10 protein-coding genes and 1 tRNA gene are annotated in these 19,306 nt (G+C 44.1%); 7 read left to right on the top strand and 4 right to left on the bottom strand.

Annotated elements, in window-relative coordinates; genetic code table 11:
* Positions 1-210: 210 nt before the first annotated feature.
* From AACX33_RS08820 to AACX33_RS08800, 5 genes are all read left to right on the top strand, one after another.
* Positions 211-284 (top strand) — tRNA-Pro (locus AACX33_RS08820).
* Positions 285-831: 547 nt separating this feature from the next.
* Entirely contained in the window at positions 832-1,071 is a 240-nt protein-coding gene (locus AACX33_RS08815) for a hypothetical protein (protein ID WP_193998729.1), read from the top strand.
* 27 nt (positions 1,072-1,098) lie between these two features.
* Positions 1,099-4,776 (top strand): two-partner secretion domain-containing protein, encoded by a 3,678-nt coding sequence (locus AACX33_RS08810; RefSeq protein ID WP_193998728.1) that lies wholly within the window; start codon positions 1,099-1,101, stop codon positions 4,774-4,776.
* A gap of 422 nt (positions 4,777-5,198) precedes the next feature.
* A complete protein-coding gene (locus AACX33_RS08805; RefSeq protein WP_193998727.1) occupies positions 5,199-7,574 on the top strand; it encodes a CHASE2 domain-containing protein in 2,376 nt (791 codons plus the stop codon).
* Between the two features lie 27 nt (positions 7,575-7,601).
* Positions 7,602-8,450: a DUF928 domain-containing protein gene (locus tag AACX33_RS08800; RefSeq protein ID WP_193998726.1), complete on the top strand. Its 849-nt coding sequence runs from the start codon at positions 7,602-7,604 to the stop codon at positions 8,448-8,450.
* 291 nt (positions 8,451-8,741) lie between these two features.
* Here the strand turns inward: AACX33_RS08800 and AACX33_RS08795 are convergent, their stop codons facing one another.
* The 4 genes from AACX33_RS08795 to AACX33_RS08780 all read right to left on the bottom strand — a co-directional run bounded on the left by AACX33_RS08795 (position 8,742) and on the right by AACX33_RS08780 (position 16,488).
* Positions 8,742-10,250: an HlyD family efflux transporter periplasmic adaptor subunit gene (locus AACX33_RS08795; protein ID WP_193998725.1), complete on the bottom strand. Its 1,509-nt coding sequence runs from the start codon at positions 10,248-10,250 to the stop codon at positions 8,742-8,744.
* Between the two features lie 20 nt (positions 10,251-10,270).
* Entirely contained in the window at positions 10,271-12,499 is a 2,229-nt protein-coding gene (locus tag AACX33_RS08790; RefSeq protein WP_193998724.1) for a peptidase domain-containing ABC transporter, read from the bottom strand.
* 38 nt (positions 12,500-12,537) lie between these two features.
* Positions 12,538-15,825 carry a type 2 lanthipeptide synthetase LanM family protein gene (locus tag AACX33_RS08785; protein ID WP_193998723.1) on the bottom strand — a complete coding sequence of 1,096 codons (3,288 nt, stop codon included), beginning with the start codon at positions 15,823-15,825 and terminating at the stop codon, positions 12,538-12,540.
* Between the two features lie 423 nt (positions 15,826-16,248).
* A complete protein-coding gene (locus AACX33_RS08780; RefSeq protein WP_193998722.1) occupies positions 16,249-16,488 on the bottom strand; it encodes a mersacidin/lichenicidin family type 2 lantibiotic in 240 nt (79 codons plus the stop codon).
* A 337-nt stretch (positions 16,489-16,825) separates the two neighbouring features.
* Here AACX33_RS08780 and AACX33_RS08775 point away from each other — a divergent pair, with 337 nt between their 5' ends.
* Positions 16,826-18,001: a sigma-70 family RNA polymerase sigma factor gene (locus AACX33_RS08775; RefSeq protein WP_193998721.1), complete on the top strand. Its 1,176-nt coding sequence runs from the start codon at positions 16,826-16,828 to the stop codon at positions 17,999-18,001.
* A 14-nt stretch (positions 18,002-18,015) separates the two neighbouring features.
* Positions 18,016-19,173: a DUF1822 family protein gene (locus AACX33_RS08770; protein ID WP_193998720.1), complete on the top strand. Its 1,158-nt coding sequence runs from the start codon at positions 18,016-18,018 to the stop codon at positions 19,171-19,173.
* The last annotated feature ends 133 nt before the right edge of the window (positions 19,174-19,306 follow it).

The raw sequence follows: 19,306 nt of genomic DNA, 5'->3' as shown, positions 1-19,306 counted from the left end.
CACAAAAATTGTCGTCAATAGGGTCGAACCGTCTACCATATTCATTAGGAGACCTCAAGCTTTGGTGTCGTTACCTTTATCTTGTGGTTTCCCCTTCTTTTTTGCTACCCCATCTCACATAAGGCGTATGAAGATATTTTTCATCTATATATAGTGAGGAGATTTTGATCATTGATGATTTATGATATGATGGTTGGATATTTACTGTGGCGGGATGTGGCGCAGCTTGGTAGCGCACTTCGTTCGGGACGAAGGGGCCGCTGGTTCGAATCCAGTCATCCCGATTTACGCTGTAGAGCGACAAATTAATGTCACTGTTTCCCCGATGAGCAAGTGGCGTACAGGTCTTTTAACTACCCATTTTTTTTCATAAGACCTCGCGGTATGCGGGAAACGAGCGAGTCTTTAGACCTGAGAGGGAAGCGACACGAGCAGTTCGACAGGCTCACTGACCACGATTTTAATCGCTGTGTTATTTGTGTTCGGTTCTGAAGCAGAAGTGTTGAATTTAAAGTAAGCGCGATCGCAACACTTTTTTGGTCGTTGTATTGAGGGTCTAGGGGGATACTTGACTGTCCCTTCTAGGTTTAGCCTAGAAAATCTCAGTGACTTCAATCCTGAGAGTATCAAGAATAGATAAAAAACCTGGAGTATAAATATGGTAGTTTCTATATCAGGTAAGTTTTTGGATAAAAAATTTAAAATTACGTAAAAGTTTAAACTTAAGTTGAAGAATTAAATGTAAGCGTGTTCACTAATTCGTCAGTGCTATAAGAGGCTGATTGTTTTGCAAAATGCATCTGCTAGTAAGAGACTGAATCAACAAAAAAAATGAAAGACAAACAGAAAAACCTGAAAGATATCGACTTGTTCACGGAACTGACTCTCAGTCAACAAGAACAAATCAATGGGGCAATTGACCAATTTACTTTACCTCCGCTACCTCCTCTGCCTAATGGTTCCTCTACACCACTAGCACCACTACCACCACTACCACCACCACCACCACCACCAGCGGCAACCTGGTCTCAAATTTTCTTTGAAATAGATTTATTTTTTGTGCAAAATTAAAGTCCTAATATTTTTGAGGATGGCATCATGGGTCTAAGTTGGTCAAATTGTTGCTGGACGTTTAAGGTAGCCAGTTTCTTAGCAGTGTGTACTGCATACACTGCATCCGGAGATTTTGCCAACGCTCAGATTACCCCTGATTCCTCCTTAAGTGCCGAAAGTTCTATGCTGACTCCAAATGTTAGCATAGACGGTCTTCCTGCTGATCGGGTTGATGGCGGAGCTATCAGAGGTACAAGCCTATTTCACAGTTTTCGAGAATTCAATGTTGGCGATGGACAACGAGTCTTTTTCGCTAATCCTGGGGGAATTGAACACATTTTCAGTCGAGTAACTGAAACTAACCCATCGACGATTCTGGGTACCCTTGGTGTCAACGGTGGAGCCAATCTATTTTTACTAAATCCTAACGGCATTATTTTTGGACCTAATGCGAGGCTTGACCTCAGTGGTTCCTTTTTAGCCAGTACTGCTCAGAGCATCAAATTTACGGATGGGATAGAATTTAGCACTACTAACCCCTCTGCTCCTCCTTTGCTAACGCTGAATGTTCCCATTGGCTTGCGGTATGGACAAGATGCAGGCAGAATTCTCGTACAGGGACAGGGTAATGAACTCAGAATTAATCAGCAGACTGGTGAGGTACTAGAGGTCGATCGCACTGGTGGTCTAGAGGTGAAACCTGGTCAAACCTTGGCTCTGGCTGGTGGTGAAGTCGTGCTGGAAGGCGGAAGTTTGAGCGCCGAATCAGGGCGAGTTGAAGTTTGGAGCGTTCAAGGAGAGGGTTTAGTAGGTCTTAGCCCAACGAACCCAGGCTGGGAATTGAGCAATCAGGACGTGCAGAACTTCCAAGAAATCCGCCTTTCCCAAGCTGCTGCTATTGATACTAGTGGTGCTGGAGGTGGCAATATTCAAATCCAGGGACGGCGAGTAGCGCTACAAGATGGTTCATTTATTTTGTCCCTGACGCGGGGTGAGGGAAGTGGAGGAACTATCAGCATCAGAGCTTCTGAATCTATCCAAGCCAGTGGAAACGCCCCCAATGGAGAATCTAGTCTCTTTTTAAGTGAAACTACAGGTAGCGGAAAAGCTGGTGATATAGAAATTAACACAGGCAAATTGCTTCTCCAAAATGGGGCGCAAGTATCGTCTAGTACTTTTAACCAAGGCAATGGCGGGAAAATTATTGTCAACGCCTCAGAGTTAGTCGAAGCCACAGGAATTGCTGAAACTGGAAAATTTGCCACTGGCTTATTTTCTGTTGCCGGCAGTGAGAGTACTGGTGAGGGCGGCAGAGTGGAGGTCACAACTAAGCGACTGGTACTCCGAGATGGGGCCCAGGTCAGTGCCACAACTTTTAGTCAGGGGCGTGGGGGAAATTTACTGGTGAACGCTTCGGAGTCAGTGGAAGCTATTGGTATTGCGTCAATTGGTTCTAGTGGCTTATTTGCTGCCAGTGAGAATACTGGTGAGGGTGGCACAATAGAAATTAATACAGGGAATCTGATACTCCTGGATGGCGGACAGGTAAACGCTACCACATTGAATCAGGGTCGTGGAGGCAATATACTCGTGAATGCGAGGGAATCAGTCGAAGTCATTGGCATTGCTCAAAATGGGACTGTTGCCAGCAGCTTGGAAGCACAGACCAGAGGGACTGGAAAAGCTGGTGATGTAGAGATTCACACAGGGAATCTGATACTCCTGGATGGCGGACAGGTAAGCTCTACTACATCTAATCAGGGTAGTGGAGGCAATATACTCGTGAATGCGAGGGAGTCAGTCGAAGTGATTGGCATTGACCAAAATGGGACTGTTGCCAGCAGCTTGGAAGCACAGACCAGAGGGACTGGAAAAGCTGGTGATGTAGAGATTCACACAGGGAATCTGATTATCCTGGATGGCGGACAGGTAAGCGCTGCCACATTGAATCAGGGTACTGGAGGCAATATACTTGTCAATGCTTCAAAGTCAGTGGAAGTGATTGGCATTGACCAAAATACGAATGTTGCCAGCACCTTGGGAGTACAGACCAGAGGTACTGGAAACGCTGGTGATGTAGAGATTCACACAGGGAAGCTGATTATCCTGGATGGCGGACAGGTAAGCGCTGCCACACTTAATGAGGGTAGGGGAGGCAATATAATCGTGAATGCGAGGGAGTCAGTCCAAGTGATTGGCATTGACCAAAATACGAATGTTGCCAGTACCTTGGAAGCACAGACCAGAGGGACTGGAAAAGCTGGTGATGTAGAGATTCACACAGGGAAGCTGATTCTCCTGGATGGGGGAAAAGTAACTGCCATAACTACTAATAATGGTGAGGGAGGCCATATAGTCATAAATGCCTTAGAGTCAGTGACAGCAATTGGTTTTGGGAGCAGTTTGACAGCACAGACCGAAGGTGATGGGGAAGGCGGTACGGTGACAGTCATTACGGGCAGGTTTTTCGCTAGCAACGGAGCGCAAATTTTAGCAGCTGTTTTTGAGAACAGTACAGGCCAGGGGGGGAGCATTAACATCGAGGCTGACGAGATCCAATTAACTGGCACTGCTGATAATGGCTCTCCCACTATTGTGTTTGCGGCTACTCGCGGTAAAGGCAACGGAGGCGAAATTAAAATTGACACGGATCGATTAATCGTCGCAGAAGGAGCGCAAATAGGCGCTGGGACTTTTAGTAGCGGTCAAGGTGGAAATGTTTCTATCACAGCTGATGATTCAATTGAACTCGTTGGCACAGTACCACAGGTTCCCAATCGACCGTTTTTTCGAGATCAGTCGGGTCAGCGGTTTCCTAGCGGTGTGTTTACTGGCTCTCAAGGTGCCGGCAATGCGGGATTCTTGAGAATTGAAACCCAGAGGTTAACGCTGCGAGATGGAGCCGAAATTGCTGTGAATAATCAGGGAGGAGGAGATGCAGGTGATTTAAAAGTGCTAGCTCGTAACCTGTTGCTAGACAAAAAAGGGGTGATCTCAGCCACAACTAGATTAGGTCAGGGCGGAAATATTCGGCTCAAAATCGACGATATTTTGTTATTACGCCGCAATAATCAAATCTCAACTACCGCAGGTATTGATGGGGCTGGTGGTGATGGTGGCAACATCTTCATTGATGCACCGGATGGTTTTATTGTTGCTATCCCTAATGAAAATAACGATATCACTGCTAATGCTTTTCAAGGGCGAGGTGGCAAGGTTGATATTAATGCTCGTGGTATTTTTAGTCTAGAAGAACGCTTATCAACTCCACGAAATAATACCAACGATATTGATGCTAGTTCCCAGTTTGGCTTAACAGGTACAGTCACAGTTAATACACCTGATTTAGATCCTAGTCGCGGTTTGGTACAGTTGCCGGATAATTTCACAGATGTGTCACAAGAAATTGTTTCTAGTTGTAATCCCGGAAGTTCTGCTAGACGTAGTTCTTTCACTGTCACCGGACGGGGCGGAATTGCCCGCAGTCCTATAGAACCATTCCAAGGTGAAGTATCTACAGCACGATGGATCACGTTAGATACGATAAATCAGCATCAAAATAGTCATGTGAGCAATGAAAGTCTTCTATCTTCCGCACCGAAAATAGTGGAGGCGCAAGGCTGGATTGTCGATAAAAACGGTAATGTATCTCTAGTAGCTCAAGTCCCAAATATTACCCCTCGTGGTTTATCTGTCTCTGGTGGTGTTTGCTCGGTTGATTAATTTATGGCTCATTCGTTGCATAGATCCTGATCGCAGTCGTATATAGTAGTGTCTGATTTTGTACTAAAGTAACGTGAGTTCGACGGATGGAAAAAACCCCTCTCCAAACCTCTCCCCTAGAAGGAGCTACGGTGTATACACAAGTCGGGAAATTGCTTTTTTCTGCCATAAGACCCCACCCCTAGCCCCTCCCCGCAAGCGAGGAGGGGAACTGGATTTTCGGTTAAATTCTGTTTTCAGAACTGGAAAATCTCTTTAGTTCAGGATGTGTGTACACGATAGCCTAGAAGGAGAGAGGCTTTCAAAGTTTGATTTTTCCTTGAAATTCAAAGATATTTAAACCATTCTTCGCGTCGGAAAGGGGTTGGGGAGAGGTTATCTAACTCACGGTAAGTTACATCGCCATATGTGGAGTACTGACGTTGAGCAAGTTAGTAGTTTTAAAGTTAGGTACAGGCAGTTTTGAGGCGGGGTTTCCTGTAACGCTACAAATTGGTGATGAAAATGTGCGACCAGTTGTCGAAATTACTGGCGAATTACCACCAGACTCAGATATTCCTCTTTGTTACCATCAATGGCAGTCTATTTACTGTCAACTGAAATTTTCTGGTCGCCCCATTGGTATTCCTAAGCGATCGCCACAAACTCCTTCTCTGGTAGATTGCGAAAAGGCTGGGGATGTTTTGAAATTTCACTTAAATACCTGGCTATCATCCACTAGTTTTCGCCCTATCCGTGAAAAATTGCTGGAAAAACTGCTACCGTCAGACCAGATCCGCATACTACTACAAACCAATGACCTGAGATTGCAAAAACTGCCTTGGCATTTGTGGGATTTATTAGAACGCTATCCCCAAGCCGAAATCGCTCTGAGTGCGCCTTGTTATGAACAAGTTAGCCGCAACTCACCCCCTCAATTGCAGGTGAAGGTTTTAGCAATTTTGGGTAATAGTCAGGGAATTGATATCCAAACAGATAGTCAGCTTTTAAAAGAATTACCTCATGCTAATACTACCTTCTTAGTGGAGCCATCAAGCAAAGACTTGACTGACCAGCTATGGGAACAAGACTGGCAGATTTTGTTTTTCGCCGGACATAGTGCTACTGATAAAAGCGGGAATGAAGGCAAAATTGATCTTAATCAAACAGAGTGTTTGACAATTAGTCAGTTAAAGTACGCCTTGCGAAAAGCAGTGGAACGAGGTTTACATTTGGCAATTTTTAATTCTTGTGATGGTTTGGGTTTGGCGCGGGAGTTTGCCGATTTGCATATACCCCAAATCATTGTGATGCGGGAACCAGTTCCTGATCGGGTGGCGCAAGAATTCCTGAAGTACTTTTTAGAAGCTTTTGCTCGTGGTGAGTCTTTATACATAGCAGTCAGAGAAGCGCGGGAACGGTTGCAAGGGCTAGAAAGTCAATTTCCCTGTGCGACTTGGTTGCCTGTAATTTATCAAAATCCCGCAGCGATGCCTCTACTGTGGCGAGAATTACACTTCAACCAGAGTATTCAGCAAATATCTTCTGTACCTAAAATCTCCACTAGGGGAGGTGTGAACTTAGGAAAAGCTTTGTCTGCGGTGATCCTTGCCAGCATAGTCATCACACCATTGTTAATGGGGGTACGGTATTTGGGTTTACTGCAATCATGGGAGTTAATGGCGTTTGATCACTTGCTAAGTTTGCGTCCCCAGGAAAAACCAGATTCTCGCATACTGGTAATTACTGTGACTGAAGAAGATGTACAAGCCCAATCTGACAATAGACGGGGGTCTTTATCAGATGAAGCTTTGGATCAGTTGTTAGCAAAATTGGAGGCATATCAACCAAGGGTGATTGGTTTGGATATATACCGAGATTATGCTGTACAGCCAGCTTATCCAATGTTGGCAGAACGGATGAGAAAAAGCGATCGCTTTGTGGCAGTATGTCAAGTTAGCAACCCCCAAGCTAGCAAACCAGGCATCAAACCACCGCCAGAAGTTTCCCCTGACTCTCTCGGCTTCAGTGATATTGTGATTGATGCTGATCATGTGGTACGCCGGCATCTGTTGGCGTTAACTCCCCCTCCCTCATCTCCCTGTACTGCACCTTATGCCTTAAATGTGCAGTTGACATTACGTTATTTATATGCTGAAGGAATCCAGTTACAATTTAGCCCTGATGGTGCATGGCAATTAGGTAAGCTAACCTTAAAACCAATTGAGGCTCATACCGGAGGCTACCAAGGTATTGACGCGTTGGGACACCAAATTTTACTCAATTATCGCTCCTTTCCGAACTTAGAAGCGATGACCTCCGGTCGGTCTTTGACCATCGCACCCCGCATTACCCTACAACAAGCACTGGCTGGTCAACTACAAGCCGATGCAGTCAAAGACAAAATAGTTTTAATTGGCACAACAGCCGAAAGCTTTCGTGATTATTCATTGACTCCCTATGCTTCCTCTCAAGGTAAGCCACAGGAAATAGCCGGAGTTTATTTACAAGCACAGATGGTGAGTCAGTTGTTGAGTGCGGCTTTGGATGGGCGACCTTTGTTATGGACTTGGAATGTCTGGGGGGAAGTGATTTGGGTTTGGGTTTGGGCGATGACAGGGGGTTTGCTGGTGGTTTATCTGCGACAACTCGCTTATTTAGGCTTGGCGGTTGGGGTGGCATTTCTGAGTTTATACGGTTTTTGCCTGATATTATTAATACTATATAGTTGTTGGGTTCCCTTCGTACCTGCGGCGATCGCTTTAGGAGGTAGTGCTGTCATCTTAGTAGCCGTGATCAAGCCGATCAAAAAATTATAAAACTATTTTTTTGCTTAACAACGAATTATGAAAAACCTGCAATTAACTATAGCTTTGAGCATAGCATTCATTAGTAACATATCCTCCCCTTTACAACTCCAGGCGTTACCAATTAATCATCATCTGACCTCAATCGAATTTATCCCACCACCACCACCACCAGACCGAAGTGCAGCAGGTTCGAGAAGTGGGGCTGCAAGCCGTGGATGCGACGCAGCTAATCAAACGGTAACAGCCTTAGTGCCGACCTATCAACAGACTCTGAACCAAGGTACGCCAGCGGTTGTTCCCATAACTCAAGTTTGGGGTTTAACAAACACTGAAAATCCTAATTTCTTGTTTTTTGTTCCCTACAATGCCTCATCTATAGCTAACATCGAGTTTGTTTTGCAAGAGCAAACGGAAAACAAAAGTAAAACTTTGTATCGAACTTCTTTGAAACCACCAGAATCACCAGGAATTATTAGCGTTAATTTACCCCCAAGTGAAGCCTCATTGCAGGTGGGAAAAATGTATCACTGGTTTTTTAAGGTACGGGTTCAATGCGACCAAAAACAACCGACGAAACTAGATTATGCCGATGGTTGGGTGCAAAGGATTAACCAAAATTCCACGTTAACAGCACAACTTCAACAAGCAACATTGCCACAACAGGCGACGCTTTATGCAGCAAATGGTGTTTGGTATGATGCTATTATGAGTTTGGCAGAATTACGCTTTAGCAATCCCCAAAATGAGACTTTCTTAGCACAGTGGACAACTTTACTCGATTCGGCTGGCTTAGAAGAAATAGCTAATCAACCATTAATTAATTGTTGCCAACCCAGTTTGAAGAATAATTTACCTGCTGGACAAAACCCTGTACCTGAAAATTAAATATCCTACGATGTAGAGAGTGTTTAATTTGACACATCTTTATGAGATGGTCATCTATGGCTCAATACGGTTCAGTTAAGGCTAATTTTATTTTTTTTAACGAACCGCAGAGGCGCAGAGGACACAGAGAGAAAATAAAGAGAAGGAAAAAATTGCTTAACTGAACTGTATTGATCTATGGCTGAGTTTTTCTAATTTTTGGCATTGCGATCGCCTAGTGCGATCGCTCCGCACCATCGCACCCATTTATACACCTACATCTATATTTTTGGTCATTTGCCGGACATCATACTACCAGTCGGCAATTAACCTAGCTTTTCTGAGCAGGAATTTCAGGACTGTTTCTGAGCGCGAAATAATATCAGCTCTTCCCTGCATTCCTGGTTGAATAGTACACTGATGGTTGCTCTTACCTAAGAAAAAGCTTTCGGGGAGTATCGTGACTTCGTAGAAAGAACTTGCACCACCCTGCATGGAACTAGAAGCATTGGCGACTGTGGAGACATTCTGATTTCCTGGAGATTTGACCGTATCTTCAGAAATTTGACTGACAACACCTTTAAGAGTACCGTAATCGGGATAAGGACAGGCAGAAACCCGCATCTGCACTTTTTGATCTTTTGCCAACTTACTCACATCATTAGGGGAGACGGCGGCTTTGATCACTAAAGGCGCATTGCTAGGAAAAATTTGAGCAATTTCTTCACCCACACGCACCGATTGACCAGGGTTTCGCAGGTTTAATTGAGAGAGAATCCCGTCTTCCGGGACTGTAATTTTGGTTTGACTGAGATTGCTTTCTACTTGTTGTAGTTCGCTAGTGTCACGCTGGATCTGATTTTTGATTTGAATCCTCTGCTGAAACAAAGCTTCCCATTCTCGGTTGAGGATGGCGAGAGTGGCTTCACCGCCAGCACTTTCTTGAGCAATAGTCTCTTGAGCGATCGCAATTTCGGCATCACTGGGATTGAGTCCGGCTTCAACTCGTTGCAGTTGCGCTCGGACTGCGGCTACAGATTGTTGTTGCTGGGCAATAATTTGTTGTTGCGCCTCCACAGTAGCTCGTTGCACTTCAACCGCGTGTTGTTGTTGAGCCACATCTAACTGCACTTCTTCTAATTGATTGAGAGACAAAGCACCTGCTTGCACTACCTTCTGATAGCGATCGCGTTTAGCTTGAGCTGCGCTCATCGCCGCCTCTGTTGACTGGAAGTTAGCACGAGCTGAACGCAGTTGCACCTGTGCTTGAGTTAACTCATTTTGCGCTCTTTTTAAATTAGCTTCAGCCTCTTCTACTTGGGATTTCACATTAATTTGCTGGTCTTGATAATTCCTTTGGGCGCGATTCAGCGAGGCTTGAGCCGAAATAACTGCACGACTATTCCGTTGTGTTTCTGCTTGAATTTGACGATTTAAAGCTTTAACTTGGGCATCGATTTGTAGTAATTGCAGTTGTGTCTGCTGAATGTTGTTTTGCAGTTGACTTTTTTGAGTTTGCAGGCGGGAATCATCGAGAGTAGCCAGCACGTCTCCTTTTTTCACGGCTTGATTTTCTTTCACAAAGATGTTTGTTACCTGACCTTCCGTGGCTGCTTGCACAAGGCGTAATTCTCCCATCGGGCGGATACTGGCTTCGCCTTTAATGGTGACTTTATATTCAATCACAGAAGCTAGTGCGATCGCTATCCCCACACCAGCGACGATTACCAAACTGCCTAATCTTGCCCAATTACCAATGGGCGGCAGAAATTCATCACTTTCAACTATGGGCAGAGAGTCTGCGTTAATGTGGTTAACCATAATAGTTTTCTGGGTAGAGATTAGCGAATGCTGATTGCAGAACTTCCATTCAAATGAAAGTTAGCGGGATTTTTGGTGAAACCATTGACTCTCGATATATCCACACCGTCGAGAAAGTCTAAATGCTCCCCAACTTGCTGAGATAAAACTTCTGGAGAACCTTGAATTTTCAGTTCTCCTTTTTCTAACATCACAATCCAATCAGCTTGCTGAATCACTTTAGGGCGATGGCTAATTAAAATAGTGGTTTGACCTTGGCGATGAGTCAGCAATTGGTTTAAGACTTCGGCTTCACTCACAGGGTCAAGAGCGCCAGTAGATTCATCTAAAATCAGCACGGCTGGGTTATTCACAATTCCTCTAGCAATGGCTAATCTTTGCTTTTGACCCCCAGAGAGATTAGCACCAAATTCTCCTAACACCGTTTGATATTTGTCCGGGAGGTTGCTGATAAACTCATCAGCCCCAGCAATTTGGCAAGCTTGCACAATCTGCTCCAAGGTAATATCCGGGGAACCTAAGCGGAAGTTGTCCATAATCGAGCGACTCCAAAAGTGCGCTTCTTGAGGAACTAAAACCACTTGTTGGCGGAAGCAGTCTAAAGCCAGGTCTTGGAGATTATAAATCCCAAAGCGAATATTTCCAGACTGGAGGGGATATAAACCTGCAATTAATTTCGCTAAGGTACTTTTACCACAACCAGATTTACCAATCAGGGCAATTACTTTACCGCCAGGAATAGTTAGGGAGAAATCTTGCAGCAGTTCCATTCTGCCTGGATGATGGAAGTTGAGGTTAGTACAGGTGATGTCTGCATTGCTTTGAACTTTTACCCAAGGCTTTTGGCTATGATCTAAAGTTTCGGGGGTAGCGTCAATAACTTCTGTGAGGCGTTGGGTAGCAGTTTTGGCACGGGTGTATTCATCCACAAAATCGATAGTAGTTTTAATAAAGCTGGTAAAGTTACCATTCATACTGTTAAATGCCAAGAGCATCCCAATAGATAATTCCTGCTGAATCACTAGAGTGCTACCAAACCAGAGCAAGGCAATACTGCCGATGCTGGAGACTAAGTTGGAAAATATGCCGTTGAGAATACCAATTTGAATAGTCCGGAAGCTCAGGTTAGCGAGGCGACTAAATCGACTCTGGAACTCTTCCCAGAATTGGGGAGCTGCGGCGGTGGTTTTGAGAGTAATCGCACCTTTGAAGGTTTCGACTAAAACGCCTTGGTTTTCGGAGGATAAGACTAAAACACTGCGAATTTTTTGCTGGAGAGTGGGCAGTGAAAGGATTGTGGAAAGAGTCATTAAAATAGCGATCGCACCAGCCACAGCTGTCAGTTTTATACTGTAGAACAGCATCAAGCTCATGGAAACTAAGGCGATAAATAACTGACTCGGTAGACTGACAACAGCTTGAGAAATTAACTGATTAATTTGTTGAATATCTTCTAGGCGACTGACAATTTCGCCACTGCGACGGGATTCATAATAACTTAAAGGCAAGCGGAGAATTTGTCGCCCAAATTCAAAAATTAGCCCTAGTTGCAGACGTTGGGCAAAGTGAGCGACCATATTTGATTGTGCTAACTGTAGGCTACTGGTAACTAGCTGCATAACAACCACAGCAATTACCACGCTCGTCAAAAGTTGTCTGTCTCCGCGAACTAGCACATCATCGGTGAGAATTTGCAACAAAAAGGGAGAAGCGAGGGAGAGCAGACCTAAAATCGAGTTGAGCAACAGGGTTTGTCCAACAATGGCACGATAAGGCCAAACACGCCGCAGGAATCGTCCCAAACCGCCAATTTTTTCTTGTTGATCTTCTTGAGTAAAAAAGCGGACTGAATCTGGTTCTAGTAGGAGCATCGCCCCATTGCTCCATGCTTCTAGAAACCACTTTTTTTCTAAATAACGAATGCCTGCACCGGGGTCGGCAACGACGTATTTATTACCCTGCTTACCATAGAAAACTACCCAATGATAACCTTTCCAGTGGATGATTGCTGGTAGAGGAACGGTTGTTTCATCAAAGAGTTCCAGAGCGACTTTAACGGCTCTGGCATTGAAACCCAGAGCTTCTGCGCCTTGTTTCAATCCTAAGAGGGAACTTCCTTGCTGTCTAGTGCCGACAGCTTCCCGACATCGGCTAATGCTAAAGGTTTTACCATAATGTTTAGCAACAGAAGCCAGACTAGCAGCGCCACAGTCTTCTTCACTTTGTTGTTGAATCAGCTGGAATTTCATGGTTAGTTATGGGGTAGTGTGGCAGACTCGATTGGTTTCTATACTTGGCTGTTCAGGTGAGGGGGTTCTAGACTTAGTACGGAAGGAACATCCTGGGGTGCTGCTAGGCGTAATAATCCATAACCAATACCTGCTAGTCCGGTCATTAGTCCTGGTGTCTCCACTCCCAAGGGAACACCACAGAGCCAGCCTTGTTGGTCAATACTTTCGAGAATGACGGCAGCTAGGCGGTCAACTTCAGTTTTCCACTGAGGATCGTCAAGGGTGAGACTGGCTTGCAATAGTAATTCGAGGTTGCCCAAATCTCCGTGACAGAGGGAATGATTGCTACCAAATCCCTGAGCAAGAGTGTTTTTCAGGGCTGTGTTAATTTCCGCCCGAATTTTGTCATTGTCGAGGTGTGGAAGACCGCGCAAACGAGCTAATCCAATTCCCGGCGCACCATGACACCAGGCTGTCATAAAGGCATGATCGTTAACGGCTTGGCCTGGACTCTCTACGTCGCGCTGATCTAGCCAATTTCCTTCGGGGATATCAAATAGAGTTCTTTCGTAGGCGATCGCATCCAAGGCGGCTGTACGGAACCGTGTATCCCCTGTGAATGCAGCTAATTCCAGCAATGCTAAGGCTATCCCGGCTGCACCGTGAGAAAAACCAGCTAGAGGTTTTGTACCAGCGTGATGCACCACCCAACCGATGCCTTCTGCCATTGATTTCGCCTGTGTCAGCAACCTTTCACCGCATTGACGGGCGATTTGAATAATGCTTTCACAAGGGTGAGAATGATAGAGATTGACTAAGCTGAGAATACATCCGGCTGATCCACCGATAATATCTAATTGTTCGTCCTGAGCGATCGCAGAGGGGAGAATTTCCAGCAGGGATTCAGCTTCAGTTAATAGTTCTGGCTGTGACCACAATACACTCAGATGAGTCAAGGTATAGATCACGCCTCCCCATCCGCTAAAGCCACCAACGAACTTGAGAAAAGATTTACCTAACTTGGTCTGCTTTTGTAATGTCTTGACTGCCGATTCTGCCAGTTGAGTGTAGCGTTCCTCTTTGGTAACATCACCGAGGTAAGCGAGGAAAAGTGCCACCCCAGCAACACCACCATAAAGATCCAACCCCAAGGGAATTAAGGATAATTGGCTGGTGAGGGTCGGTGTCAAACCAATCCAAGTCACATTACCTTTGTCCGGTAGTGCTAGTTCCTCTAAGCGATCGCCAATCACTCGCGCCGCCGCTAACAGCTGTTCCCTGTTCGCAGCAGTTTGGGGCTTTGTGGAAAAGTAGTTGGTGGGTTCTACTCGCTCTACATCAGTAGCTAAGGTGCTGAGGGAAGCCCGAATATACCAGAGTTGTTGTTTGAGATCAGTTTCATTGAGTTGTTCTAAGGAACGTCTAACTACCATCCCACTGGCTTCTGTGAGGAAATTGGGGATGCAGACGTTATTACTGCTCCAGAGGTCTAGGGAGTGAGGACGGGTGACAAATATGGGAATATCACCATTGTGTAAATCCTCCTGTTCAGCAGCGATGATTCTGGCTAGTTCTGGTTGATTTTTGACATCCATCCACAACCTGTCAAAGTAGCAATCTCGATCCAGTGCGTTCCGGAGTAAGTCGGGATGGAAACTCTCCATGAGTAATAATCCGTAAGTCCGTGTGGGACGCAGAATCACCCGCACTTCATCGTTAGCGAACCTACTTAACAAGCTATCTTCTGCTAATAGTTGCTCTCGGTGTTGTAACAACAGCTGATAAATTTTGCTAAATCCAGTAATTACGGATTCTGTATAATCGAAAGCATTGATTTCAGCCCCATTCAGAGTTGGTCTATGTTGCTCCCCAACCATCTCCATTTGTCGGCGTTTCAACTGCATTTCATCTGTACCTACACCTTCCCAGTAAGGAAGACGGTCTGGTGTTAGTTGTTTGCCGATCGTGCCTAAACCACTGACATCAATACCTCCAGACTCAGGGTTTGACCAGACGCGATTGGGTAGGAGTCCGACCCGTAAAACTGAATCGTACATGATACTGTTAGCATACTGATTTACTTTGTTGTGTTCTGATTCATCAATTCGGGGATGAAAAAGTGCTTCCAAGTCAATTAATATGGGATGTTCTCCCGATGCAATCAGATTCTCAAAGTGAAAGTCTCTGGCTTCGAGAACGTACAGTAACGCTAAATATCCCCCTATCCGCTCGTAAAATCGGGTAACTTCCACTGAGTTGGAGCAGTTTTGTACTTGTGCAAACTCAACCCATCCGTATGTACTTTGATCAACAACTTTCAGGGTGCGGAATGGAGGAAGATCGCTGTGTTGATTTAACCAGAGTAATAATTCTTGGAAATGAATGTCTACAGCTAATGATTTGGGCTTATAAATTAGTTGCAAACCAGAACTGAACTGAGCAATGGCTACGCTGCGTCCACCTTTATGGCGATCGCCTACACTCATATCTAATCCGATCAGCAAGCCGGGATCGTTGTCTGGGCTAAAAGTATTTTGGATTGTTTCCCAATCAGAGCATAAGTGCTGTAAGAACTCTAAACTAAATGTTACCCACTGTTCAATCGCTGTTGCTAGTTGGCGGGCTAAAACGGGATACTCTTGTAACAGATTTAGTGTGTTTTCAGGCTGGGATAAATGTTCTAAAAAGCTGTGGAATCTGGCTGCGGATGTTTCCCCTGGGAGATTTCCTTGGAGGCGGGCTACATTCAGTTCCAAAACCATTGTTGGAGTTAACATCCCCAGTAACTTTTCTGGCAGATTTTGCCAAAGCACTTCTACAATAGTGCTGGGAACAAAAGGGAGGTGAGATTGTGTTTCAATCAGTGATGCAATTCCGGCTCGCAGGCGATCGCATCCTTGGAGGATTAGTGGAGCGATCGCATCTAAAAAATTTTGATTTTCTGGATTGTGTCGCGGTAAATGGCCAGAAAAGGCTAAAGTTGTATCTGTTAACCATTTTGGGGGATTGGGATAGCGATCGCGTACCGCCTCCATTGATTCACCCAGTAAATCAATAAATTCCGCCTCAGTTATGCCATTGATTGCTAGACGTTGCGCGAAATAAGAATCAGTAGAAAACGGAGGTAAAGACTTCCATCGCTGTACATGACGCTCCGCAAATTCAGCATTAATTTTTCTAGAACTTAAATCTTTGGGAATTAGAGATAAGGATGTTATCCGCTCCGATAAATTTATAGCTTGATACCAAGCAGAACATAATGTAATTGGCTGATTAATTGTATTATCTGAATTTACTTTAATTTCTTCAGATTCTAAAGTTTGTATTGTCTGTATATTTGACATAATTTTTTCCTTAAAAATAACCAATGAAATATTTGTAAAAAATCAAAAAAAGCCCAATTGCCGCATCAACAAAAATGAAATTATCTCATTAGACATCTGGTGAGAATTAAATGTGCGTTTTCTATAACCCTTGTAGAGACGTTCCATGGAACTTCTCTAATTCTTTTCTGGAGATGTCTATAGGACTTACGCATAATCTACGTTTTCTTGGCGTTCTTGGCGGCTTGGCGGTTCGATAAATCAAGATTTTTGGCAATTGTTGCGTAAGTCCTGGTCTATTGGAAATTTCCGAAAATGGGCAAGCCATCGCCTACCCAATCTTCTTAGTGCTACAGTAAGATTACTTAAGAAAGTTGCGATGCCTGCGACAGGCGTAGACATCGCATACCGAAATGGGCTATTTAGGTTCTCGATTCCACTACCTCAAGATGTGAAACCTCCGCCTCCACAGATTGTGCAGCCATATCTAGGTGTGAGTACCGCGCAGACACGTCCACAAGTTCCTGTAAAATATGAACAACCACCAGACAAAGCATCGGACTCCTCATCAGGTAGTTCGATGAGTCCAGCGGGATTTTCAGGTAATTGGGAACGCTGTTCTTCACTCAAGCTGTTGCGATAGTCTTCATCTTTCCAAGCGCGGATAATATCGATATTAGACATGATTTTTTTCCTTTGATATTTGGTAATGATTGTGATAAATTGACCTGGGCTTTCAGGTATTAACCTGTGCTTGCGTCTCTCTGTGGCTGTATACGATGGCGTTATATGTTTATGCACCTGGGAGAAAAATTTTTTTCCAAAATGTCGAAAATATAGCAACGTCCTTGGCGGTTAGGACATAACAAAAGTCCAAAACCTATTCACAGCAAGCATTTCACTTTTTACCCTTCGGCTACGCTCAGGGTCAATTTTTGACTTTTGCTTCCCCCGCAGTCCTGTATATTACAATTAGGTAGAAATTCGTAACCTCTAAATTTTCTATACTCACAAAATATTTATGCAACCCCGACAGAGCATTACGGAAATCTTCTCCACTTTTGTGCAGTTGGATGCAGATAGGTTCAACGTTTGGGCTACAGATAGCAAACTCCAGCGAAGTATCAAAAGATGCTTAGAACAATACCCCCAACAGCAATCTGATAATTTTTGGGTGCTTTATTGGTACAAAATCTGGCAAATAGAATCTAACCCCATAGCAGTGGGACATATTTCGGCTTATTTACAAGAAGTCTGTTATTGGGTTTCGAGAAAAATCGCCGTAAATTTTATCAGTCAATTTTCTATCGCTGATTGTTTTCAGATGGCGATTTCCTGCATTTATAAAATTCTCAAAAATTTTAATCCTGAATACAGTACAAATTTAAAAAGCTATGCAGAATATGCTTTTGAGCGTTTCCTCAAAGATTCATTACGTCTAGGAAAGGAAGCGGATATCTGCACAGATTGGGCTTTACTGCATAAAATTAGTCGCAAACGGCTGGGAAATTCCTTAACGAATGCGGGTTTTAATAGTCAAATTATCAATAATTACGTCTTAGCTTGGGAATGTTTTAAGGAACTCTACACCAGTGACAGCCAAACTATCCGTCAATTAGGGAAACCGGATACTGCTACATGGCAAGCAATGACTCAGTTGTACAATAGACAAAGCTTAAGCCAACTGACTCCAGAAACTTTGGAAAAATGGCTGAGTACCTCCGCTAAAGCGGTGCGTGATTTTCTTTACCCCAAGTTTGTGTCTGTAGATGCTCCGATTCAGGGGCAAGACTCAGGTAATCTATTAGATACATTACCCGCAGAGTTACCACCATCCTTACTCACAGAAATTATTGCCCAAGAAGAGTCTACAACCAGAGAAACACAACAAGCCCAATTAAACCAAGTTTTGATGGATGCTTTAGCAGCGTTGGATATTCAGGCTCAAAAATTACTCCAAGCTTATTATCAGCAACAGCTGACTCAACAACAAATCTCTGAACAGCTAGAAATTAAACAATATACAGTCTCTCGCCGCCTTAGCAGCATTAAACGCTCATTACTCACTACCCTAACGCAGTGGAGTCAAAATCATTTGCATATCTCGCCTACACCCGTCGTAGTGGATGCAATAAGTAAAAGTCTAGAAGAATGGCTCAAAAATTATTATAGCCATACCCACCCACCTTTAAAGTAAAACCGCTTGAGATTATGTTTGATGCTGCTGTTGCTTTCGCTGTTGATCATGAATTGGTTCTAGAAATGGTTCCGACATCAGAACCTCTAGAACATAATTATTCTACCCCTGGTGGTGATCAGCGTGCTTGGATCAATCAAATTTGTTTAACGACATTTTTAGCTTGGTTGCAAGCGGAAATTACACCCAATGCGAGAGTGCATCCCAATACAGCTGCTTTACCGAGTTTTTGGGAAATAGTCAATGGTACAGCGATGAGTTTTGATAACTCCCGCTTGGTGTTACTTCCTACCTTAGCAATGGATGTGGATGAGTTGCGCGTACCTCAAGAATGGGTGGATATTCCAGAATGGGTGGCTGATTATTACTTAGCGGTACAGGTAAATCCTGATGAGGAATGGATCAGAATTGTAGGCTATACAACTCACCAACAATTGAAAACTCTGGGGGTTTATGATCCAGGCGATCGCACTTACAGTTTAGAATCTGATCATCTCATCCCAGACTTGAATGTGCTTTGGATAACTCACCAATTATATGCTGAAGAAATTAGACGTGCATCGGTGACTGACTTACCACCTTTACCCCAAACTCAAGCAGCCAATTTACTCCAAAGATTAAGTAACGCAGAAATCAAATTTCCTCGTTTAGAAGTTCCCTTTCCTCTCTGGGGTGCATTAATCGCTCATGGCGGTTGGCGACAAAGCTTGTATGAATTGCGCCAAGGAGTTGCACAACCAGCATCAATCGGGCAATGGCTTCAAGAAGGGGTATCAAATTTTGCTCAACAACTAGGCTGGGAAATACGACAATTTACAGCTTTGCCTTCAGGAATGAGGAGTCGAGAAAGTCAAACTTCTATTTTAGGCTTATCTCGCCAAATACTCATAGCTGATCATACTTATGAATTACGAGTTTTTCCTAAAGGCAATCCCGAAGAACAAATTTGGCGCTTTGAATTACGCAATGCAAATTCAGAAAATATGATTCCTGTAGGGTTGCAACTCAGACTACTCACGGAAGACTTACAACCATTTCCCAACAATGAAGATACGGCGACAACGCCTGTAGAAAATTTGTATGTAGAAGTGATGTTAGAACGTGGTGAAGGGTTAGTTTGGGAAGTTACGCCTTTACCGGAAGAATATGAGCGGGAAATTTTACGTTTTTAATTTAGGAGTATCGAACCGCCAAGTCGCCAAAAACGCCAAGAATTTATGAGTCTTTATTTAATTCTGTCTCTCTGCATCTGGAGTGTCTCTGTTTGCTATAAATTCATTTTTTGATTTCTTTTTAGGAGGTGTG

Origin of the sequence: Nodularia sp. LEGE 04288, from assembly GCF_963896525.1 — a bacterium.
Classification (GTDB): domain Bacteria; phylum Cyanobacteriota; class Cyanobacteriia; order Cyanobacteriales; family Nostocaceae; genus Nodularia.
The sequence above is the reverse complement of the archived record's forward strand: the minus strand, read 5'-3'. Positions and strand labels throughout refer to the sequence as shown.

Bases quoted from the DNA above. Each gene is read 5' to 3' on its own strand.
- AACX33_RS08790 (WP_193998724.1), bottom strand. From the start codon at position 12,499: ATGAAATTCCAGCTGATTCAACAACAAAGTGAAGAAGACTGTGGCGCT.
- AACX33_RS08795 (WP_193998725.1), bottom strand. From the start codon at position 10,250: ATGGTTAACCACATTAACGCAGACTCTCTGCCCATAGTTGAAAGTGAT.
- AACX33_RS08810 (WP_193998728.1), top strand. From the start codon at position 1,099: ATGGGTCTAAGTTGGTCAAATTGTTGCTGGACGTTTAAGGTAGCCAGT.
- AACX33_RS08775 (WP_193998721.1), top strand. From the start codon at position 16,826: ATGCAACCCCGACAGAGCATTACGGAAATCTTCTCCACTTTTGTGCAG.
- AACX33_RS08770 (WP_193998720.1), top strand. From the start codon at position 18,016: ATGTTTGATGCTGCTGTTGCTTTCGCTGTTGATCATGAATTGGTTCTA.
- AACX33_RS08780 (WP_193998722.1), bottom strand. From the start codon at position 16,488: ATGTCTAATATCGATATTATCCGCGCTTGGAAAGATGAAGACTATCGC.
- AACX33_RS08785 (WP_193998723.1), bottom strand. From the start codon at position 15,825: ATGTCAAATATACAGACAATACAAACTTTAGAATCTGAAGAAATTAAA.
- AACX33_RS08815 (WP_193998729.1), top strand. From the start codon at position 832: ATGAAAGACAAACAGAAAAACCTGAAAGATATCGACTTGTTCACGGAA.
- AACX33_RS08800 (WP_193998726.1), top strand. From the start codon at position 7,602: ATGAAAAACCTGCAATTAACTATAGCTTTGAGCATAGCATTCATTAGT.